This is a genomic window from Pusillimonas caeni (assembly GCF_003545815.1).
GTDB lineage: Bacteria > Pseudomonadota > Gammaproteobacteria > Burkholderiales > Burkholderiaceae_B > Pusillimonas > Pusillimonas caeni.
Map to the genome: position 1 here is coordinate 154,613 of NZ_PDUW01000002.1, position 15,852 is coordinate 170,464.

General features: G+C 62.9%; 15 protein-coding genes. 13 read left to right on the top strand and 2 right to left on the bottom strand.

The genetic code is table 11. From position 1 onward, the window contains the following. Window positions 1–38: 38 nt before the first annotated feature. The 3 genes from CSC67_RS04405 (at window position 39) to CSC67_RS04415 (ending at window position 3,183) form a co-directional block, all read left to right on the top strand. On the top strand, window positions 39–965 hold the full coding sequence (locus tag CSC67_RS04405; protein ID WP_118993317.1) for a LysR family transcriptional regulator: 927 nt from the start codon (window positions 39–41) through the stop codon (window positions 963–965). A 96-nt stretch (window positions 966–1,061) separates the two neighbouring features. Beyond that, window positions 1,062–2,306, top strand: coding sequence for an FAD-dependent monooxygenase (locus CSC67_RS04410; RefSeq protein ID WP_118993318.1), 1,245 nt, complete (start codon window positions 1,062–1,064; stop codon window positions 2,304–2,306). A 19-nt stretch (window positions 2,307–2,325) separates the two neighbouring features. Continuing rightward, on the top strand, window positions 2,326–3,183 hold the full coding sequence (locus CSC67_RS04415) for a fumarylacetoacetate hydrolase family protein (protein ID WP_118993319.1): 858 nt from the start codon (window positions 2,326–2,328) through the stop codon (window positions 3,181–3,183). Window positions 3,184–3,253: 70 nt separating this feature from the next. On the opposite strand, the gene CSC67_RS04420 is transcribed toward CSC67_RS04415, so the two are convergent. Continuing rightward, window positions 3,254–4,153: a LysR substrate-binding domain-containing protein gene (locus tag CSC67_RS04420; protein ID WP_118993320.1), complete on the bottom strand. Its 900-nt coding sequence runs from the start codon at window positions 4,151–4,153 to the stop codon at window positions 3,254–3,256. A 118-nt stretch (window positions 4,154–4,271) separates the two neighbouring features. On the opposite strand from CSC67_RS04420, the gene CSC67_RS04425 reads away from it, so the two are divergent. From CSC67_RS04425 to leuD, 4 genes are all read left to right on the top strand, one after another. Next, window positions 4,272–5,483 (top strand): CaiB/BaiF CoA transferase family protein, encoded by a 1,212-nt coding sequence (locus CSC67_RS04425; RefSeq protein ID WP_167752754.1) that lies wholly within the window; start codon window positions 4,272–4,274, stop codon window positions 5,481–5,483. A gap of 54 nt (window positions 5,484–5,537) precedes the next feature. Continuing rightward, window positions 5,538–6,488, top strand: a complete 951-nt coding sequence (locus tag CSC67_RS04430) for a hydroxymethylglutaryl-CoA lyase (protein WP_118993321.1) — start codon at window positions 5,538–5,540, stop codon at window positions 6,486–6,488. 88 nt (window positions 6,489–6,576) lie between these two features. Further along, window positions 6,577–8,031 carry a 3-isopropylmalate dehydratase large subunit gene (gene leuC / locus CSC67_RS04435; RefSeq protein WP_118993322.1) on the top strand — a complete coding sequence of 485 codons (1,455 nt, stop codon included), beginning with the start codon at window positions 6,577–6,579 and terminating at the stop codon, window positions 8,029–8,031. Window positions 8,032–8,041: 10 nt separating this feature from the next. Next, a complete protein-coding gene (gene leuD, locus CSC67_RS04440) occupies window positions 8,042–8,704 on the top strand; it encodes a 3-isopropylmalate dehydratase small subunit (RefSeq protein ID WP_118993323.1) in 663 nt (220 codons plus the stop codon). Window positions 8,705–8,774: 70 nt separating this feature from the next. On the opposite strand, the gene CSC67_RS04445 is transcribed toward leuD, so the two are convergent. Then, a complete protein-coding gene (locus tag CSC67_RS04445; protein WP_118993324.1) occupies window positions 8,775–9,413 on the bottom strand; it encodes a cysteine hydrolase family protein in 639 nt (212 codons plus the stop codon). A gap of 324 nt (window positions 9,414–9,737) precedes the next feature. Here CSC67_RS04445 and gtdA point away from each other — a divergent pair, with 324 nt between their 5' ends. The 6 genes from gtdA to CSC67_RS04475 all read left to right on the top strand — a co-directional run bounded on the left by gtdA (window position 9,738) and on the right by CSC67_RS04475 (window position 15,848). Next, on the top strand, window positions 9,738–10,790 hold the full coding sequence (gene gtdA, locus CSC67_RS04450; RefSeq protein WP_118993325.1) for a gentisate 1,2-dioxygenase: 1,053 nt from the start codon (window positions 9,738–9,740) through the stop codon (window positions 10,788–10,790). 39 nt (window positions 10,791–10,829) lie between these two features. Continuing rightward, window positions 10,830–11,528 (top strand): fumarylacetoacetate hydrolase family protein, encoded by a 699-nt coding sequence (locus CSC67_RS04455; protein WP_118993326.1) that lies wholly within the window; start codon window positions 10,830–10,832, stop codon window positions 11,526–11,528. 2 nt (window positions 11,529–11,530) lie between these two features. After that, the gene (maiA, locus tag CSC67_RS04460) at window positions 11,531–12,169 is read left to right on the top strand and encodes a maleylacetoacetate isomerase (RefSeq protein WP_118993327.1); all 639 of its coding nucleotides are present in this window, start codon (window positions 11,531–11,533) and stop codon (window positions 12,167–12,169) included. A gap of 95 nt (window positions 12,170–12,264) precedes the next feature. Further along, a complete protein-coding gene (locus CSC67_RS04465; protein WP_118993328.1) occupies window positions 12,265–13,464 on the top strand; it encodes a 3-hydroxybenzoate 6-monooxygenase in 1,200 nt (399 codons plus the stop codon). 226 nt (window positions 13,465–13,690) lie between these two features. Then, window positions 13,691–14,866 (top strand): ABC transporter substrate-binding protein, encoded by a 1,176-nt coding sequence (locus tag CSC67_RS04470; protein ID WP_118993329.1) that lies wholly within the window; start codon window positions 13,691–13,693, stop codon window positions 14,864–14,866. Between the two features lie 67 nt (window positions 14,867–14,933). After that, a complete protein-coding gene (locus CSC67_RS04475) occupies window positions 14,934–15,848 on the top strand; it encodes a branched-chain amino acid ABC transporter permease (RefSeq protein WP_118993330.1) in 915 nt (304 codons plus the stop codon). The last annotated feature ends 4 nt before the right edge of the window (window positions 15,849–15,852 follow it).

Sequence of the window (15,852 nt, forward strand, 5' to 3'; positions counted from 1 at the left end):
CTATCGTATTTTTAAATACAGCTCGCTAATCGGTCGCCATGGCAAACCTAGATGTCTCTGATCTTCTCATCCTTAAAGAAATCTACAAGACGCGCGGCATATCTTCTTCGGTCGGGCCGGTTGGCCTTAGCCAACCGGCCATCAGCGTGCGTCTGGGCCATCTGAGGCGTCATTTCGGCGATGCGCTTTTTGTGCGGACCTCGGTGGGCATGATGCCGACTCCCTATTTAGAAAGCTTATTGCCGGGCATAGACGAGGCGCTGACTCTTCTTGCTCCGAATGAGGCTCGCCATGAGGACTTCGACGCCGCCACGTCGAGCCGCACTTTTCGCTTGGGCCTGACCAACGTTGCGCAGATGGCCCTGTTGCCGCAATTGCTTGCATTGTTCGAAGAAAGGGCGCCGCAGCTCAGCGTCGAATCGGTGGATCTGGATCATGAGGTCGGTCATATGCTCGAGGCCGGCGAGCTGGATGTCGCCGTGGGGTTTGCCGCCGACTTGCATACGGGAATTTATCAACAGCGCCTGTTTACCGAGCACTACGCTTGCGTTGCCCGGGCCGATCATCCCCGCGTGCAAGGCCAGCTGACCAAGGCGCAATTAATGTCCGAAGCGTATGTGGCGCTTGAAGCTCCCGCCACCGGTTATTCCCTGCTCGATAAAGAACTCGAGAAACAGGGCGTGCGCCGCCGGATCAAGGTCAAGGTCTCGTCATTTCTGGGAATCGGGCAAACCGTTTCCATGACCAACTTGCTGGCGATCGTGCCGGCGCGGCTGGCTCAGGCACTAGCGTACGGCGGCCGGGTGCAGGTTTTGAAAATCCCGGTAGCCAGCCCGTCTTACGAAGTCAGGCAGTATTGGCATGAACGCTTTCATCGAGAGCCGGGAAATTGCTGGCTGCGCCAGATCATGTTCAACACCTTCCTCGACATGCCCGGCTCTCCCATCCATTCAAATCCCTTATAGGGGCAATCAACGCTGCTTTATTGACGGGCAACACGTAAATCACGGACGATGCGTCACGAGCATGTGTGGCGCGATTGAGAAGTTCAGTGGCTTGGCATGCTCCTACTACAGGAGGCCGTGTTGAATTCGCGTAATACAGTTTTAATTGTGGGTGGAGGCATAGGAGGCCTTACGACAGCCATAGCGCTCGCCCGGAAAGGCCGCTCCGTGCACGTGCTGGAGCAGGCCCACGAAATTTCCGCAATCGGCTATGGAATACAGTTGGGGCCCAATGTTTTCAATGTGTTCGAACAACTCGGCATTGCCGATTCGGTAAAGTCCATTGCCGACTTTCCGGATTCCGTCTGCATGATCGATGCGGACGACGGGCGGACGCTGATCGATATTCCGGTGACGACACCAGGATACAGGCAGCGGTTTCGCAACCCTTACGTCGTGGTGCATCGGGCCGACATCCACAATGTCTTGCTGGAGGCTTGTCTCAAGACTCCCGGCATCGAAGTCACCGTCAACGCGGCGGTCGTTGCGCACGAAGACCTGGGCGACCATGTGCGCGTCACGTGTTCGGATGGCCGGACATTCGAAGCTGCGGCCTTGATCGCCGCCGATGGCCTCAAAAGCCGCGCTCGCGAACTGCTGGTGAAAGACGGTCTGTGCCCGATAGGTTACGTCGCACATCGAACCATCGTCGACATGGCCGACATTCCCGCGGATTTCCCTCACAAGAAAGATGTGGTTCTATGGAGTGGGCCTGGCTACCATGTCGTGCACTATCCGTTGCGACAGGGCACCTTGTTCAACATTGTCGCGGTGTTCAAGGACCCGGCTCCGCAGCATGGCGATCAGTACGTAACCCACGAGCAAGACGTGCAGCACGTTTATGCCAACGCCCATCCTGCCTTGAAAGGCGTTCTCGCGCTGATGGACCTGGAGCGGCGGTGGGTGATCGCGGACAGAAATCCCGTAAGGCGATGGAACCGTGGCCGGATCGTGCTTCTCGGAGATGCCGCGCATCCGGTTCTGCAATCCTACGCGCAGGGCGCGGGAATGGCCATCGAGGATGCGGGCTGCATTGCCGATCTGCTCGATCGTCACGGATACGAAGACGCCTTCGCTGAATTTTCAAAGCAGCGCGCCCTGCGGACCGCGCGGATTCAATTGGAGGGGCGTGAGGTCTGGAAGTTCTATCACGAAGAAGGAATCGGGCGCGATGTGCGCAATGCGCAGTTGGAAGGACGTACAGCCGAAGACTCCTATAAGTGCCTGGACTGGATATGGAATGGGGCGGCCGGCCCCGTCCCGGCGCGTCCAAGCCTTGAGCCGCTGACAAGCAATCATTGAAATCAATAGGGATTTATACATGCGTATTTGTCGTTTTAATGAAAATCGTCTGGGCGTCGTCAAGGACGGCCTGGTATTCGATGTGACTGCCGCGCTGGATGTGTTGCCCGCCAGTCGCTACCCGCTGCCGAGCTTCGATCCCCTGATCGCCAATCTCGATCGGGTGCGTAAAGAAATCGAAACGCTCTTGCCTTCGGCCGGACAGCTGGCCCTGGAAGACGTGCAGTTGTTGAGCCCGGTTGCCAATCCAGGAAAACTGATCGCCGCTCCCGTGAACTACATCAAGCATCTGGAAGAGGCCCGGGCGGATCCCGGCGTCCATCACAACGGCAAGGTCGAGGAGATTCAACGCATTGGCTTGTTTCTGAAAGCGAACAGCTCCATGGTCGGCGCCGCGGAGGGTGTGGCGGTGCGCCATCCGGAGCGGCGCAATGACCACGAAATCGAATTGGCGGTCGTCATCGGCAAGAAAGGGGCTGGAATATCGCCTGCCGACGCCTGGCACCATATCGCCGGTTATTGCATCGGGCTGGACATGACCGTGCGTGGTCCCGAAGAGCGCAGCATGCGCAAGTCCGTCGACAGCTACAGCGTGCTGGGCCCCTGGCTGGTAACAGCGGATGAAATTGCCGATCCGGCCAATCTGGACTTCCAGATCGCCGTCAATGGCGAAGTAAAACAACGCGCGAATACCAAGGACCTGGTAATTGGAATTCCCGAGCTCATCGAGTTCGCGTCGTCTTTCTATACTTTGCATCCTGGCGATGTCATTTTCACGGGCACTCCAGAGGGAGTGGGCCCTGTGGCCGCGGGCGACGTCATGGTCGCGGAGTTCGACAAGATCGGAAGCATGAAAGTAGCGGTCCGGGCGGCCTGACGGCCGGACCGACGCACCGGCGGGCAGGAAAATCCCCCCAAGCCTTTGGCTTTGGGGGATTCTTGTCGGTTCAGCCGGCGTCCCGTCCTGTTCCCGTCATGCGTTCCACCAGCAGCCGGGCGGCGGGCGAGAGGGCGTCGTACGAGCGTATGCACACATGCAGCTGGCGGTGCGACCAGGGCTCGTCCAGGCCCAGCAGCTCGATGTCGAGGGCTTTGGCATAGGCGAGGGCGATGCGGCGGGGCAGCATGCCCACGCCCAGGCCCGATTCCACCATCAGGCACAGCGAGTCGTAGCTCGAAACCTGGAACCGATAGCGCCAGGTGCGTCCCTGTTCGCGCGCGGTGCGCATCAGGTGCAGATTCATCTGGCTGCCGGGGGGCAGGCCGACGTAGTCATAGTCGAGCGTGTCGGCGAAACGGACGCGTTCTTTGCCGGCCAGGGGATGGGACGCGGGCACGATCACCACCAGGTCGTCCTCTTTGTAGGGCAGGTACTCGACTCCCTCGAGAGGGGTATCGACCACCAGCACGCCCACGTCGGCATTGTTGTCGGCCACGGCTTCGGCGATGGCGGTGCTGACGCGTTCCTCCAGGTCGATCTGGACCAGGGGATTGTCCGCCAGGAAGGCGCTGAGTTCCCTGGGCATGAACTGGTGCATGGCCGAAATGTTGGCGAAGATGCGTATATAGCCTTTCATGCCGACGGCATAGTCGTGCATCTGGGCCTGGATGCTGTCCAGATCGTGCAGGACGCGATGCGACATGTTCAGCAGGGCGCGCCCCGCCGGCGTCGGGCTGACGCCCTTGTTGCTGCGCACGATCAGGGCGACGCCCAGTTGTTCCTCCAGGTCGCTGATGCGCCGGCTGACGGCCGCGGCGGCGGTGTGCTCGTGCTCGGCCGCGGCGGCGATGGTGCCATGCTTGAGCACGCTGACGAACAAGCGCAGGGATTTGGGGTCTGGAGTCATCGGGTCACCTTGCGGCGGTCTGGCCATCGCCATTCGCGATGGTAGCATCGTAAACCAGTTCTTTACCGCTCTGAAGCGAGCGGCCATCATTAGCCATTCAGAAGAAGAGGAATCGACTATGCAGGACAACTCATCGACCCCGGAGATGCCGCTTGCGGGCGTCAAGGTGCTGGAGCTGGGTTCCTTGATTGCGGGCCCCTACGCCAGCGCGCTGCTGGCCCAATTCGGGGCCGAGGTCATCAAGATCGAGCCCCCGGGCACCGGCGACCCCTTGCGCAAGTGGCGCAAGCTGCACGAGGGCACGTCGCTGTGGTGGTACACCCAAAGCCGCAATAAAAAGTCGGTGACGCTGGACCTCAAGGCTGAAGAAGGCCAGGAGATCGTGCGCAAGCTTGCGCGCGAAGCCGACATCGTGGTCGAGAACTTCCGGCCCGGCACGCTGGAAAAATGGGGTATAGGCTGGGAGCAGCTTTCGGCCATCAACCCGAACCTGATCATGGTTCGCATATCGGGCTATGGGCAGACGGGGCCGGCCAGCCAGAGGCCGGGTTTTGCCGCGATCGCGGAATGCATGGGCGGCCTGCGCTACGTCACCGGCTATCCCGACCGGGCGCCGGTGCGGGTGGGCGTCAGCCTGGGCGACACCCTGGCGTCGCTGTACGGCACGGTGGGCGCGCTGATGGCCATGCATCATCTCAAGGTCAATGGCGGCAAGGGACAGTACATCGACGTGGCTCTGTACGAGGCGGTGTTCGCCGTGATGGAAAGTCTGATTCCCGAATACGCCAAGACCGGGCACATACGCGAGCGCACCGGCTCGGCGCTGCCGGGCATCGTGCCCTCCAACACCTATCTGTGCGGCGACGGCAACTACGTGGCGGTGGCGGGCAACGGCGACGGCATATTCCGCCGCCTCATGACCGCCATCGGCCGCCCCGACCTGGCCGAGGATCCCGCCCTGGCCCACAACGACGGGCGCGCCAGGCAGACCGAAATGCTGGACGGCGTCATCGGCGACTGGACCGCGGCCAACGACCTCGAGACAGCGCTGAAAGTATTGAACGAGGCCTCCGTGCCCTGCGGGCGCATCTACACGGCCGAAGACATCATGAACGACGCCCATTTCCAGGCGCGCGACATGTTGCAGAAGCATCCGCTGCCCGACGGGTCGGAGATTTGCCTGCCGGGCGTCGTGCCCAAGCTCAGCGCCACGCCGGGCCGTACCCGGTGGATAGGGCCGGAACTCGGGCAGCACACCCAAGAGGTGCTGGATTCCATCGGCGTGACGGCCGAGCAGCTGGAAAAACTGCGCCAGGCGGGGCTGGTCTGAGAGGCGGATGGCAAGCTCGTGGACACGGGCGGATGGACAGCAAAGAGGTGGAATGTGAGTAATCTTTCAAAGAACGGAAAGCGAATCTATATTCAGGAAGTCTCGGTTCGCGACGGCTTCCAGATGGAGCCGATTTTCATCCCGACGGACCGGAAGGTCGAATTCATCAATGGTTTGAGCCGCACGGGACTGGCCAAGATAGAGGTCACGTCGTTTACTTCCCCCAAGGCGATTCCGGCGCTGGCGGATGCCGAGGCCGTCATGTGCCGGATCGACCGCGTGCCCGGCGTCGAGTATGCGGCGCTGGTGCCGAACATGCGCGGCTGCGAGCGCGCCCTCTCCTGCGGGGTGGACGAGATCAATCTGGTGATGTCGGCCAGCGACAGCCACAACATGGCCAATTTGCGCATGACTCCGCAGCAGTCGCTGGAGCAGTTCGAACAGATCGTTGCCGCGGTCGGCGGCCGGGTCCGCCTGAACGCCTCGTTGTCCACTACCTTCGGCTGTCCTTTCGATGGAGAAGTGCCCTTGTCCCGCGTGCTGGACACGGTCGCCCGGTTCGTGGACATGGGCGTGGACGGGGTGACGCTGTGCGACACCACGGGCATGGCCAATCCCGCCCAGGTGGCGCGGGTGTGCGACGCCGCCAGGCAGCGCTGGCCGGACATGGTCTTTACCGCGCACTTCCATAACACCCGCGGCATGGGGCTGGCCAATGTGCTGGCGGCCGCGCAGTCGGGCATCGACCGCTTCGATGCCTCGCTCGGCGGCCTGGGCGGATGCCCGTTCGCGCCCGGAGCCAGCGGCAACGTCTGCACCGAGGACATGGTGCACATGCTCGAAGCCATGGGATACGACACCGGCGTCGATCTGGAGGCTTTGCTGGTGCGGGCCCGGCAGCTGCCCGACATCGTCCAGCACGACATCCCCGGCCAGGTGGTCAAGGCGGGGCCCTGGACGCGACGCTATCCTGTGCCCGCCGCGAAGGCTGCGCAGGGCGCCTGAGCCAGTAAACATCGAACCAGCGGCCGCGCAGGCCGGGCGAGGCGGCCGTTTTCGCGAAAGCGGGACGGCTTTATGGACGGAGACACTCATGACTACTGCCACACAAGCGGAGACCGGAAAGGCGGCCGACGCGCACACGCTATTCGACAAGCTCTGGGAGCGGCATCTCGTCAAAGAAGAGTCCGGCGGACCGTCGCTGCTGTATATCGACCGTCAATTGGTGCATGACGTCACCAGCCCCCAGTCGTTCGAGGGTTTGCGGCTGTCGGGGCGCAAGGCCTGGCGGCCTGAAACCGTGCTGGCCACGGCGGATCACAACGTGCCCACCACGCAGGCCGAGCGCCGCAGCGGGGCGGACGGCATCAGCGACCCCCTGTCGCGCATTCAGGTCGACCAACTGACGCGCAATTGCGCCGACTTCGGCATCACCGAGTTCGGCCTGGACGACGGACGCCAGGGCATTGTCCACGTCATCGGACCCGAGCAGGGCTTCACCCTGCCCGGAACGACGGTCGTGGCGGGAGATTCGCACACCAGCACCCATGGCGCCTTTGCGGCCCTGGCGTTCGGAGTGGGCGCGTCCGAGGCCGAGCACGTGCTGGCGACGCAATGCCTGTCCATCAAGCGCATGAAGCCAATGCTGGTCAGGGTCCGTGGCGTCCTGCCGGAGCGCCTCAGCGCCAAAGACCTCATCCTCAACATCATCGGCCAGGTGGGAACCGCCGGCGGCATCGGCTATGCGATCGAGTTCGCGGGCGAAGCCATCAGAGAACTCTCGATGGAAGGGCGCATGACCCTGTGCAATATGGCCATCGAAGCGGGGGCGCGGGTCGGCCTGGTTGCGGTGGACGATAAGACCATCGCCTATGTGAAGGACCGCCCCCTGGCGCCGAAGGGCGAGCAGTGGGAGGCCGCCGAAGCGTATTGGCGCACGCTGGTCAGCGACGAGGGCGCCGCGTTCGAGCGGGTCGTGGACATCGACGCCTCGCGTCTGCGGCCCATGGTCACCTGGGGAACCACGCCCGAAATGGTGGCGCCCGTGGACGGCCGCGTGCCCGACCCCGAGCAGGAAGCCGACCCCGTACGATGCGGCAACATGAAGACGGCGTTGGCCTACATGGGGCTGGCGGCGGGAACGCCGATCGAGCAGATCGAGCTGGACAAGGTCTTCATCGGGTCATGCACCAACTCCCGGATCGAAGACCTGCGCGCGGCCGCCGCCGTCGTCAAAGGGCGCCGCCGCGCCTCGAGCATCAGGCAGGCTCTGGTCGTTCCGGGTTCAGGGCCGGTCAAGCGCCAGGCCGAGGCCGAAGGCCTGCACCAGGTGTTCATCGACGCGGGCTTCGAATGGCGCGAGCCGGGCTGTTCCATGTGCCTGGGCATGAACGCCGACCGGCTGGGGAAGGGCGAACGCTGCGCCTCGACCTCCAACCGCAATTTCGAAGGGCGCCAGGGGGCGGGAGGACGCACGCACCTGGTCAGCCCCGCCATGGCGGCTGCGGCCGCAATTGCCGGCCATTTCGTCGACATCACCCAATTCTGACGGGGCGCACATGGAAGCCTTTACTTCATTGACGGGCCTGGTGGCCCCCTTGGACCGCAATAACGTCGACACCGATGCCATCGTGCCCAAGCAGTTTCTCAAGGCCATCGTGCGCACGGGTTTCGGCAGGCATTTGTTCGACGAACTGCGCTTTCTGGATGCCGGCGAGCTGGGCCAGGACCCCGCCAGCCGGCGGCAGAATCCGCAGTTTTCCTTGAACCAGCCCCGTTATCAAGGCGCTCGGATTCTGCTGACGCGCGAAAACTTCGGCTGCGGTTCCAGCCGCGAGCATGCCCCCTGGGCCATACTCGACTATGGCTTTCGCGCCATCCTGGCTGTGAGTTTCGCCGACATCTTCTACGACAACTGTTTCAAGAACGGTATCCTGCCCATCGCGCTGGATGCGGCGGCCATCGATCGGCTGTTCAATGAAGTGGAGGCGAACGAAGGCTATTGCCTGTCGATCGACCTGGCCGCCCAGACCATCGCGACGCCCACCGGGGAAGCGCTGAGCTTTGAGATCGATCCGTCACGCAAGCGCAGCCTGCTGGAAGGGCTGGACGACATTGCCATCACTTTGGCCGATGCCGATGCCATCCGGCGCTATGAGCAAGGACGGGCCGGGCAGGAGCCATGGCTGTTCGGCCGCCCATGCGGCCCGGCGGCTTCGTAAGAGATATACACCGCCTACGGCGGCGCCGCGCCAGGCCGCGGCTCGGTAGCCGACGCTGTATTGTCGGAGGCTATGCCGCTGCGCCGGCCCGGATCATGCCGGCAATCTCTTCGACGTTGCGCACCCGGCCCATGCGCGGAAAGATGCGGCGCATGAACTGGTCGTGGTTGTCGGTTTCGGGCGAAGTGCAGGCGTCGCGGGCGAATACCAGGTTGTAGTCCATATCGCGGGCCGAATACGCCGTACTGGCCACACCCACGTCGGTCGATCCGCCTGCGATGATCAGGGTGTCGATGCCGCGGGTGCGCAGGGCCAGATCGAGATAGGTCTGGTAGAAGGCGCTCCAGCGGTATTTGGGGACCAGATAATCTTCGGGCGCGGGCGCGATCTCATCGATGACGGCGGCTTCCCAGGAGCCGCCGGCGACGACCGGCTTGAACTCGGGCGGCCGATCCAAGGGGATGGGATTGAGCCGGCCGTCGGTGTCACGCACGGTGTGGGCGCTGGTGAGGTTGTCCGCCCGATGGTTGGCGGCCGCGTAGGCCACCATCATGCGGTGCTGCCGGGCTTCGTCGAGCAGACGCACTGCGGCGGCGATCACCGGCTTGTAGCGCGCGTCGGTCTTGGCATCGTTCTTCTTGATGTGCCCATTGAGCATGTCGAAGAACAGCAGCGCGGTGCGCGCGGGGTCCAGCATGTCGGGAGCCATTGCCTTAGTCTCGCAGTGAGGATGGAAGAGGGGCTGTGGAAAGCGACGAATCTGGGCAAGTTATTCCGTAATGCAGAACAATGTGCCGTATCACGGAAAGTCTATCACGATGTACGTTTACCTACAATGAAGAGAGGGTTTCGGAAAGAATGGCGGCATCCCGGCCGATCCATACTCAATTCGATATGTTTAATACGAATATTTCATTTTCTTTCGTATACCAAAACAAACACAATCGAAGGCAAAAGTCGTATATTGCACAGTGATCCCATAGAGAAATAACGCGCCCGCGCCCTTCCAGGCCGCGCGGGGCAGGAGACGTCAATGACTGAAGCAACCATCCAGCAGTCCGCGCGCGACGAGTACTACGCCCGCATCGACAAGAAAGACATGACCCCCTTGTGGGAGTCGCTGCACAGCCTGGTGCCGGCATCGCCGGCCACCGACTGTGTGCCCGCGCTGTGGCGCTACGATGCCGTGCGCGACGACATCATGGAGGCCGGCCGGCTGATTACCGCCGAAGAAGCCGTGCGCCGCGTCCTGATTCTCGAAAACCCCGGCCTGCGGGGCCAGGCGGCCATCACGCCCACGCTGTATGCCGGCCTGCAACTGATCCTGCCCGACGAAATCGCGCCCAGCCACCGCCACGTGCAGTCGGCCCTGCGTTTCATCGTCGAAGGCACGGGGGCGTACACCGCCGTCAACGGCGAGCGCACCACCATGCATCCCGGCGACTTCATCATCACGCCTTCCTGGACCTGGCACGACCACGGCAATATGGCGGTGGCCGACGGCGGCGAACCCGTGGTCTGGCTCGACGGCCTCGACATCCCGTTCATCCGCATGCTGGGCACCGGCTTTGCCGAGCCCTACCCCGAGGCCGAGCAGCCCCTGGTCCGGCCGGAGGGAGATTCCCTGGCGCGCTACGGCTACAACATGCTGCCGGTGCGCTACCAGCCCAGCACGATGACGTCGCCTATTTTCAATTACCCTTATTCGCGCACCCGCGAAGCCCTGGATCAATTGCAGCGCCATGGCGACATCGACGCCTGGGACGGCGTCAAGCTGCGCTATGTCAATCCGGCGACGGGCGGCTATGCCATGCCCACCATGGCCACCTTCATGCAGCTGCTGCCCAAGGGCTTCCAGGGCAAGACCTATCGCAGCACCGACGCCACGGTGTTCAGCGTGGTGGAAGGGCGCGGCTCGGTGCGCATCGGCGAGCAAAAGTTCGACTTCACGCCGCGCGACGTTTTCGTGGCGCCGTCCTGGTATCCGATCCAGCTGCAGGCCGATGAAGAAACCGTGCTTTTCAGCTACTCTGACAGGCCGATACAGTCGGCGCTGGGCCTGCTGCGCGAAGAGCGTATCGATTGAGCCTTTCTTACATACCACTAATTTCAAAGAGATTCCATCATGTCATACGTCGTCAATCCGCCTGAAGTCGTAGCCGTTCCCGTGCAGGGCAGCTCCGATACGTTTCCGGTTCGCCGCGTCTATTGCGTGGGGCGCAACTACGCGGCGCACGCGCGCGAAATGGGCTTCGATCCGGATCGCGAGCCGCCGTTCTTTTTCTGCAAGCCGGCCGACGCGGTGGTGCCCGTGGCCGAGGGCCAGACGCTCGAGCTGGCCTATCCGTCCGAGACCAGCAACTACCACTACGAGATCGAGCTGGTGGCGGCCATCGGCAAGGGCGGCTCGAACATTTCCCAGGAAGAGGCGCTGAGCCACGTCTGGGGCTATGCCGTGGGCCTGGACATGACGCGCCGCGATCTGCAAATGAAGATGCGTGAAGCCGGCCGCCCATGGGAAATCGGCAAGGCGTTCGACCGCAGCGCGCCCATCGGGCCGCTGTACCGCGCCGAGCAGGTCGGCCACCTGGAGCAGGCCGGCATCAAGCTCGAGGTCAATGGCCAGACCAAGCAGAACAGCGGCATCGACAAGCTGATCTGGTCGGTGGCCGAGACGGTCAGCTACCTGTCGCGCTTTTTCCGCCTGGAGCCGGGCGACCTGATCTACACCGGCACGCCCGAAGGGGTGGGCGCGGTGGTGGCCGGCGACCTCATGGTGGGCTCGGTCCAAGGGCTGGGCACGCTGTCGGTCAAAGTGGTGTAAGCATGGACTTGTACAGCTTTTTCAACAGCTCCACCTCGTATCGGGTGCGCATCGCGCTGGGGCTCAAGAACCTGGACTTTACGCTGAAGCCGGTCAACATCCGGGTCATGGAGCACAAGGAGCCCGGCTACGTGGCCAAGAACCCGGGCGCCAGCGTGCCGCTGCTGGACGATGACGGTTTCGAGTTGGGCCAGTCGCTGGCCATCATCGACTACCTGGATGCCAAGTATCCCGAGCCGCGCCTGATTCCTCAAGACCTGAGGCAGCGCGCACGGGTGCTCGAGATCGCCAACCTCATCTCCTGCGACATGCACCCGCTGAACAACCTGCGGGCGCTGCGCTACCTGGTCAAAGAGCTGGGCGTCAGCGAAGAGGCCAAGAACGACTGGTACAAGCACTGGATCGCCGAAGGGTTCCAGTCGCTCGAGAAAATGCTCGAGCGGACGAATTCGGGCGATTTCTGCGTGGGCGGACAGGTGTCGCTGGCCGACTGCTGCCTGGTTCCCCAGGTGGCCAACGCCTCGCGCATGGGCTGCGACCTCAGTGCCTATCCGCGCGTCCTGGCGGTGTACGAGCACTGCAATACGCTGCCGGCCTTCCAGCAGGCGGCGCCGGCCCAGCAGCCGGACTTCCAGAAGTAGGCCGGCGGGGGCATGCCCCCCGCCTCGGCTGCGCAGCCGGTAAAGACGCAAAAAACGGGCGCCGCCGGTACGCGGCACCAAAAAGAAGGACTGACATGGCGAATGCAGCAAAACAGAAAGTCATTGTGGTGGGCGGCGGTATCGGCGGCCTGGCCGCGGCCCTGGCGTTGACGCGCCGCAATATCCAGGTGCTGCTGCTGGAACAGGCGGCGGAAATCGGGGAAATCGGCGCGGGCATCCAGCTTGGCCCCAACGCCTTCGCCGCGCTCGACGCGTTGGGCGTGGGCGAGGCGGCGCGCAAGCGGGCGGTGTTTACCGATCACATCATCATGATGGACGCGATCGACGCCCAGGAAGTCGTGCGCATCGAAACCGGCGAGGCTTTCCGCGAGAAGTTCGGCGGGCCGTATGCGGTCATCCATCGCGCCGACATCCACTTGTCGATCTACGAAGCGGTGCAGCACGATCCCCTGATCGAATTCCGCACTTCCACCCATGTTGCCGACGTCAAGGTCAAGGCCGACGGCGTCGAAGTCGTCGATACCGAGGGCAATGTCTACCGGGCCGATGCCGTAGTGGGCTGCGACGGCGTCAAGTCGGTCATTCGCGCCAAGACCATCGGGGCCCAGCATCGGGTAACGGGCCACGTCGTTTATCGCGCCGTGGTCGACCAGGAAAACATGCCCGCCGACCTGCAGGTGAACGCGCCCATGCTGTGGGCGGGCCCGCGCTGCCACCTGGTGCACTATCCCCTGCGCGGCGGCAAGCAGTACAACCTGGTCGTCACTTTCCACAGCAAGGACGAGGAAGAATGGGGCGTGCGCGACGGCAGCAAGGAAGAAGTGCTGTCGTACTTCGAGGGCATCCATGCGCGGCCCCGGCAGATGCTCGACAAGCCGACGTCGTGGCGCCGCTGGGCCACCGCCGACGCCGACCCGGTCGACGCCTGGGGCACCGGACGCTGCACGATTCTGGGCGATGCCGCGCATCCCATGACGCAGTACATGGCGCAGGGCGCCTGCATGGCGCTTGAGGACGCCGTCACCCTGGGCGAGGCCATCGGCCGCAGCCAAGGCGATTTCGACGCCGCTTTCCGGCTGTACGAAAGCGTACGCATTCCCCGCACGGCGCGTGTCGTGTGGTCGACGCGTGAAATGGGCCGCATCTATCACGCCAAGGGCGTCGAGCGCAGCGTCCGCAATCTGCTCTGGAAGAACAAGCCCCAAAGCTATTTCTACGATTCGCTCGAGTGGCTGTACGGCTGGCGCCAGTCGAATTGCCTGGAACCGCGCTGATTCTTTGCACGGCATAGCCCGCGGTCTGATTTGTTTTTGCTCGCGATACAAATTAATATTGTCGAAAAAGATAAAAATTTTATAAAATGCGGCGTTGATCTTGCCGCGCCGCAAGCAGTTTTCTCGTGGCGCGTCATGCCCTGCCGTAGCAGGAAACCGCGCGAACCCAAGGTTTTCGCGGCATAAAAATCGATAATTGACTAGAAGCGACTCAGGAGGCCTCTTCATGAAGCACATCAACAAACTGGCTGCGGCATTTGCCCTGTCGGCATTCGCCACGCTGGCTCACGGCCAGGAAACCGTAGACATCGGTTTCATCGGCACCTTGTCCACGCCGGCCGGTTATATCGGCGAAGACCAGCGCGACGCCTTTCAACTGGCCATCAAAGAAGAAGGCGGCAAGCTGGGCGGGGTTCCCGTACGGCTGATCGTCGAGGACGACGGCCTGAAGCCCGCCACGGGCAAGCAGTCGGCCGAGAAGATGCTTCAGGACGGAGTGCGCCTCTTTACCGGCATCAATTTTTCGAACGTTCTGGTGGCGGTCGTGCCTTCGGTCGTCAAAGAAAAAGACGGCTTTTTCGTCAGCCTGAACGCGGGGCCGTCCAATTTCGCCGGCAAGGCCTGCAGCCCGAACTTCTTCTCGGTAGCCATGCAGAACGATTCGTACAGCGATACGGCCGCCATCGCCGCCAACCAGCTGGACGTCAAGAAGATCGTCATCATGGCTCCCGCCTATCAGGCCGGGCGCGATGCACTGACCGGCTTCAAGCGCGCCTACAAAGGCGAGATCCTGGCCGAGATCTACACCAAGCTCGACCAGTCCGACTTCTCGGTCGAACTGGCCCGCATCCGCTCGCTGCAGCCGGATGCCGTGTTCGAGTTCCTGCCGGGCGGCGCGGGCATCAACTTTGCCAAGCAGTTCGCCAACTCGGGCCTGAACAAGTCCATCAAGATGGTCACTCCCCTGTACTCCATGGACGACCGCATGCTGGCCGCCTCGGGCGACGCCGGCGAGGGCTACTACCTGACCACGCAATGGACCAGCCAGCAGGACAACGAAGCCAGCAAGGCCTTCGTGGCCGCCTTCGAAAAAGAGTACAACCGCCGTCCCACCGTCTACGCGGCCACCTCCTACGACACCGCGCGCCTGATCGGCTCGGCGCTCAAGGCCGTGAACGGCGACGTCAAGGGCCAGCCCGACGCCTTCCGCGAAGCGCTGCGCAAGGCCGACTTCGAAAGCGTGCGCGGCAACTTCAAATTCAACACCAACCACTATCCCATCCAGGATTGGTATCTGGTGCGGGTCGAGCGCAACAGCGACGGCAAGCTCGACTACAAGGCCATCAGCACGATTGCCAAGGACCACACCGATCCCTACGTCTCGCAATGCGAGATGAAGTAAGTCTGTTCGCCTGAAACCGCGCGCCCGGACTTGATCCGGGCGCGCGCACAAGAAACGGGATCCTCCCATGTATCTGTTCCTGGAACAGGCCATGAACGGCCTGCAATACAGCGCTTTGCTGTTCCTGCTGTCAGCCGGTCTGACCCTCATCTTCGGCATCATGAACGTCGTGAACCTGGCTCATGGTTCCTTCTACATGGTGGGCGCTTTTTGCGCGGCCTCGGCCGTGGCCATCACCGGCTCGTTCACGGTGGCCATCCTGGCCTCCATCGTGGGCGCGGGCGTCTACGGCCTGATCGTCGAGCGGTTGATCATCAGCCGCCTGTATCATCGCGATCACCTGGACCAGGTGCTGGCCACGCTGGGCGTGATCTTCTTCACCAACGCCCTGGTCACCCTCGTCTTTGGCCGCAGCCCGCCGTTCGTGGCCATTCCTCCGCTGCTCTCGGGCGCGGTCCCGCTTGCGCCCGGATTCAGCTACCCCCTCATGCGGCTGGCCTTCATCGGCGCCGGGGTACTCGTCGCCGTGGGCCTGTGGCTGCTCATTTCCCGCACCCGCGTGGGCATGCTGGTGCGCGCCGGAGCCGACGACGCCGAGATCGTCGATGCGCTGGGCATCAATATCAGGCGCCTGTTCATGCTGGTGTTCACCCTGGGCGCGCTGCTGTGCGGCTTTGCCGGCGTCATGGCCGCGCCGCTGCTGGCGGTGGAAATCGGCATGGGCGAGAAGGTGCTGATCACCACCTTCGTGGTGATCGTGGTGGGTGGCGTGGGTTCGGTGCGCGGCGCACTGCTGGGATCCATCCTAGTGGGCATGACCGACTCGTTCGGGCGGGCCTACATCCCCATCTGGATGTCCCAGCTGCTGCCGCCCGAGTACAGTTCTTCGGTCAGCTCCAGCCTGGTGTCGGCCAGTATCTACATCCTGATGGCCGTGGTGCTGCTGGTCAAGCCGCGCGGTCTGATTCCGGCACAAAGGTAAAGCA

Bases quoted from the DNA above. Each gene is read 5' to 3' on its own strand.
- CSC67_RS04405 (WP_118993317.1), top strand. From the start codon at position 39: ATGGCAAACCTAGATGTCTCTGATCTTCTCATCCTTAAAGAAATCTAC.
- CSC67_RS04410 (WP_118993318.1), top strand. From the start codon at position 1,062: ATGCTCCTACTACAGGAGGCCGTGTTGAATTCGCGTAATACAGTTTTA.
- CSC67_RS04415 (WP_118993319.1), top strand. From the start codon at position 2,326: ATGCGTATTTGTCGTTTTAATGAAAATCGTCTGGGCGTCGTCAAGGAC.
- CSC67_RS04420 (WP_118993320.1), bottom strand. From the start codon at position 4,153: ATGACTCCAGACCCCAAATCCCTGCGCTTGTTCGTCAGCGTGCTCAAG.
- CSC67_RS04425 (WP_167752754.1), top strand. From the start codon at position 4,272: ATGCAGGACAACTCATCGACCCCGGAGATGCCGCTTGCGGGCGTCAAG.
- leuC (WP_118993322.1), top strand. From the start codon at position 6,577: ATGACTACTGCCACACAAGCGGAGACCGGAAAGGCGGCCGACGCGCAC.
- leuD (WP_118993323.1), top strand. From the start codon at position 8,042: ATGGAAGCCTTTACTTCATTGACGGGCCTGGTGGCCCCCTTGGACCGC.
- CSC67_RS04445 (WP_118993324.1), bottom strand. From the start codon at position 9,413: ATGGCTCCCGACATGCTGGACCCCGCGCGCACCGCGCTGCTGTTCTTC.
- gtdA (WP_118993325.1), top strand. From the start codon at position 9,738: ATGACTGAAGCAACCATCCAGCAGTCCGCGCGCGACGAGTACTACGCC.
- CSC67_RS04455 (WP_118993326.1), top strand. From the start codon at position 10,830: ATGTCATACGTCGTCAATCCGCCTGAAGTCGTAGCCGTTCCCGTGCAG.
- maiA (WP_118993327.1), top strand. From the start codon at position 11,531: ATGGACTTGTACAGCTTTTTCAACAGCTCCACCTCGTATCGGGTGCGC.
- CSC67_RS04465 (WP_118993328.1), top strand. From the start codon at position 12,265: ATGGCGAATGCAGCAAAACAGAAAGTCATTGTGGTGGGCGGCGGTATC.
- CSC67_RS04470 (WP_118993329.1), top strand. From the start codon at position 13,691: ATGAAGCACATCAACAAACTGGCTGCGGCATTTGCCCTGTCGGCATTC.
- CSC67_RS04475 (WP_118993330.1), top strand. From the start codon at position 14,934: ATGTATCTGTTCCTGGAACAGGCCATGAACGGCCTGCAATACAGCGCT.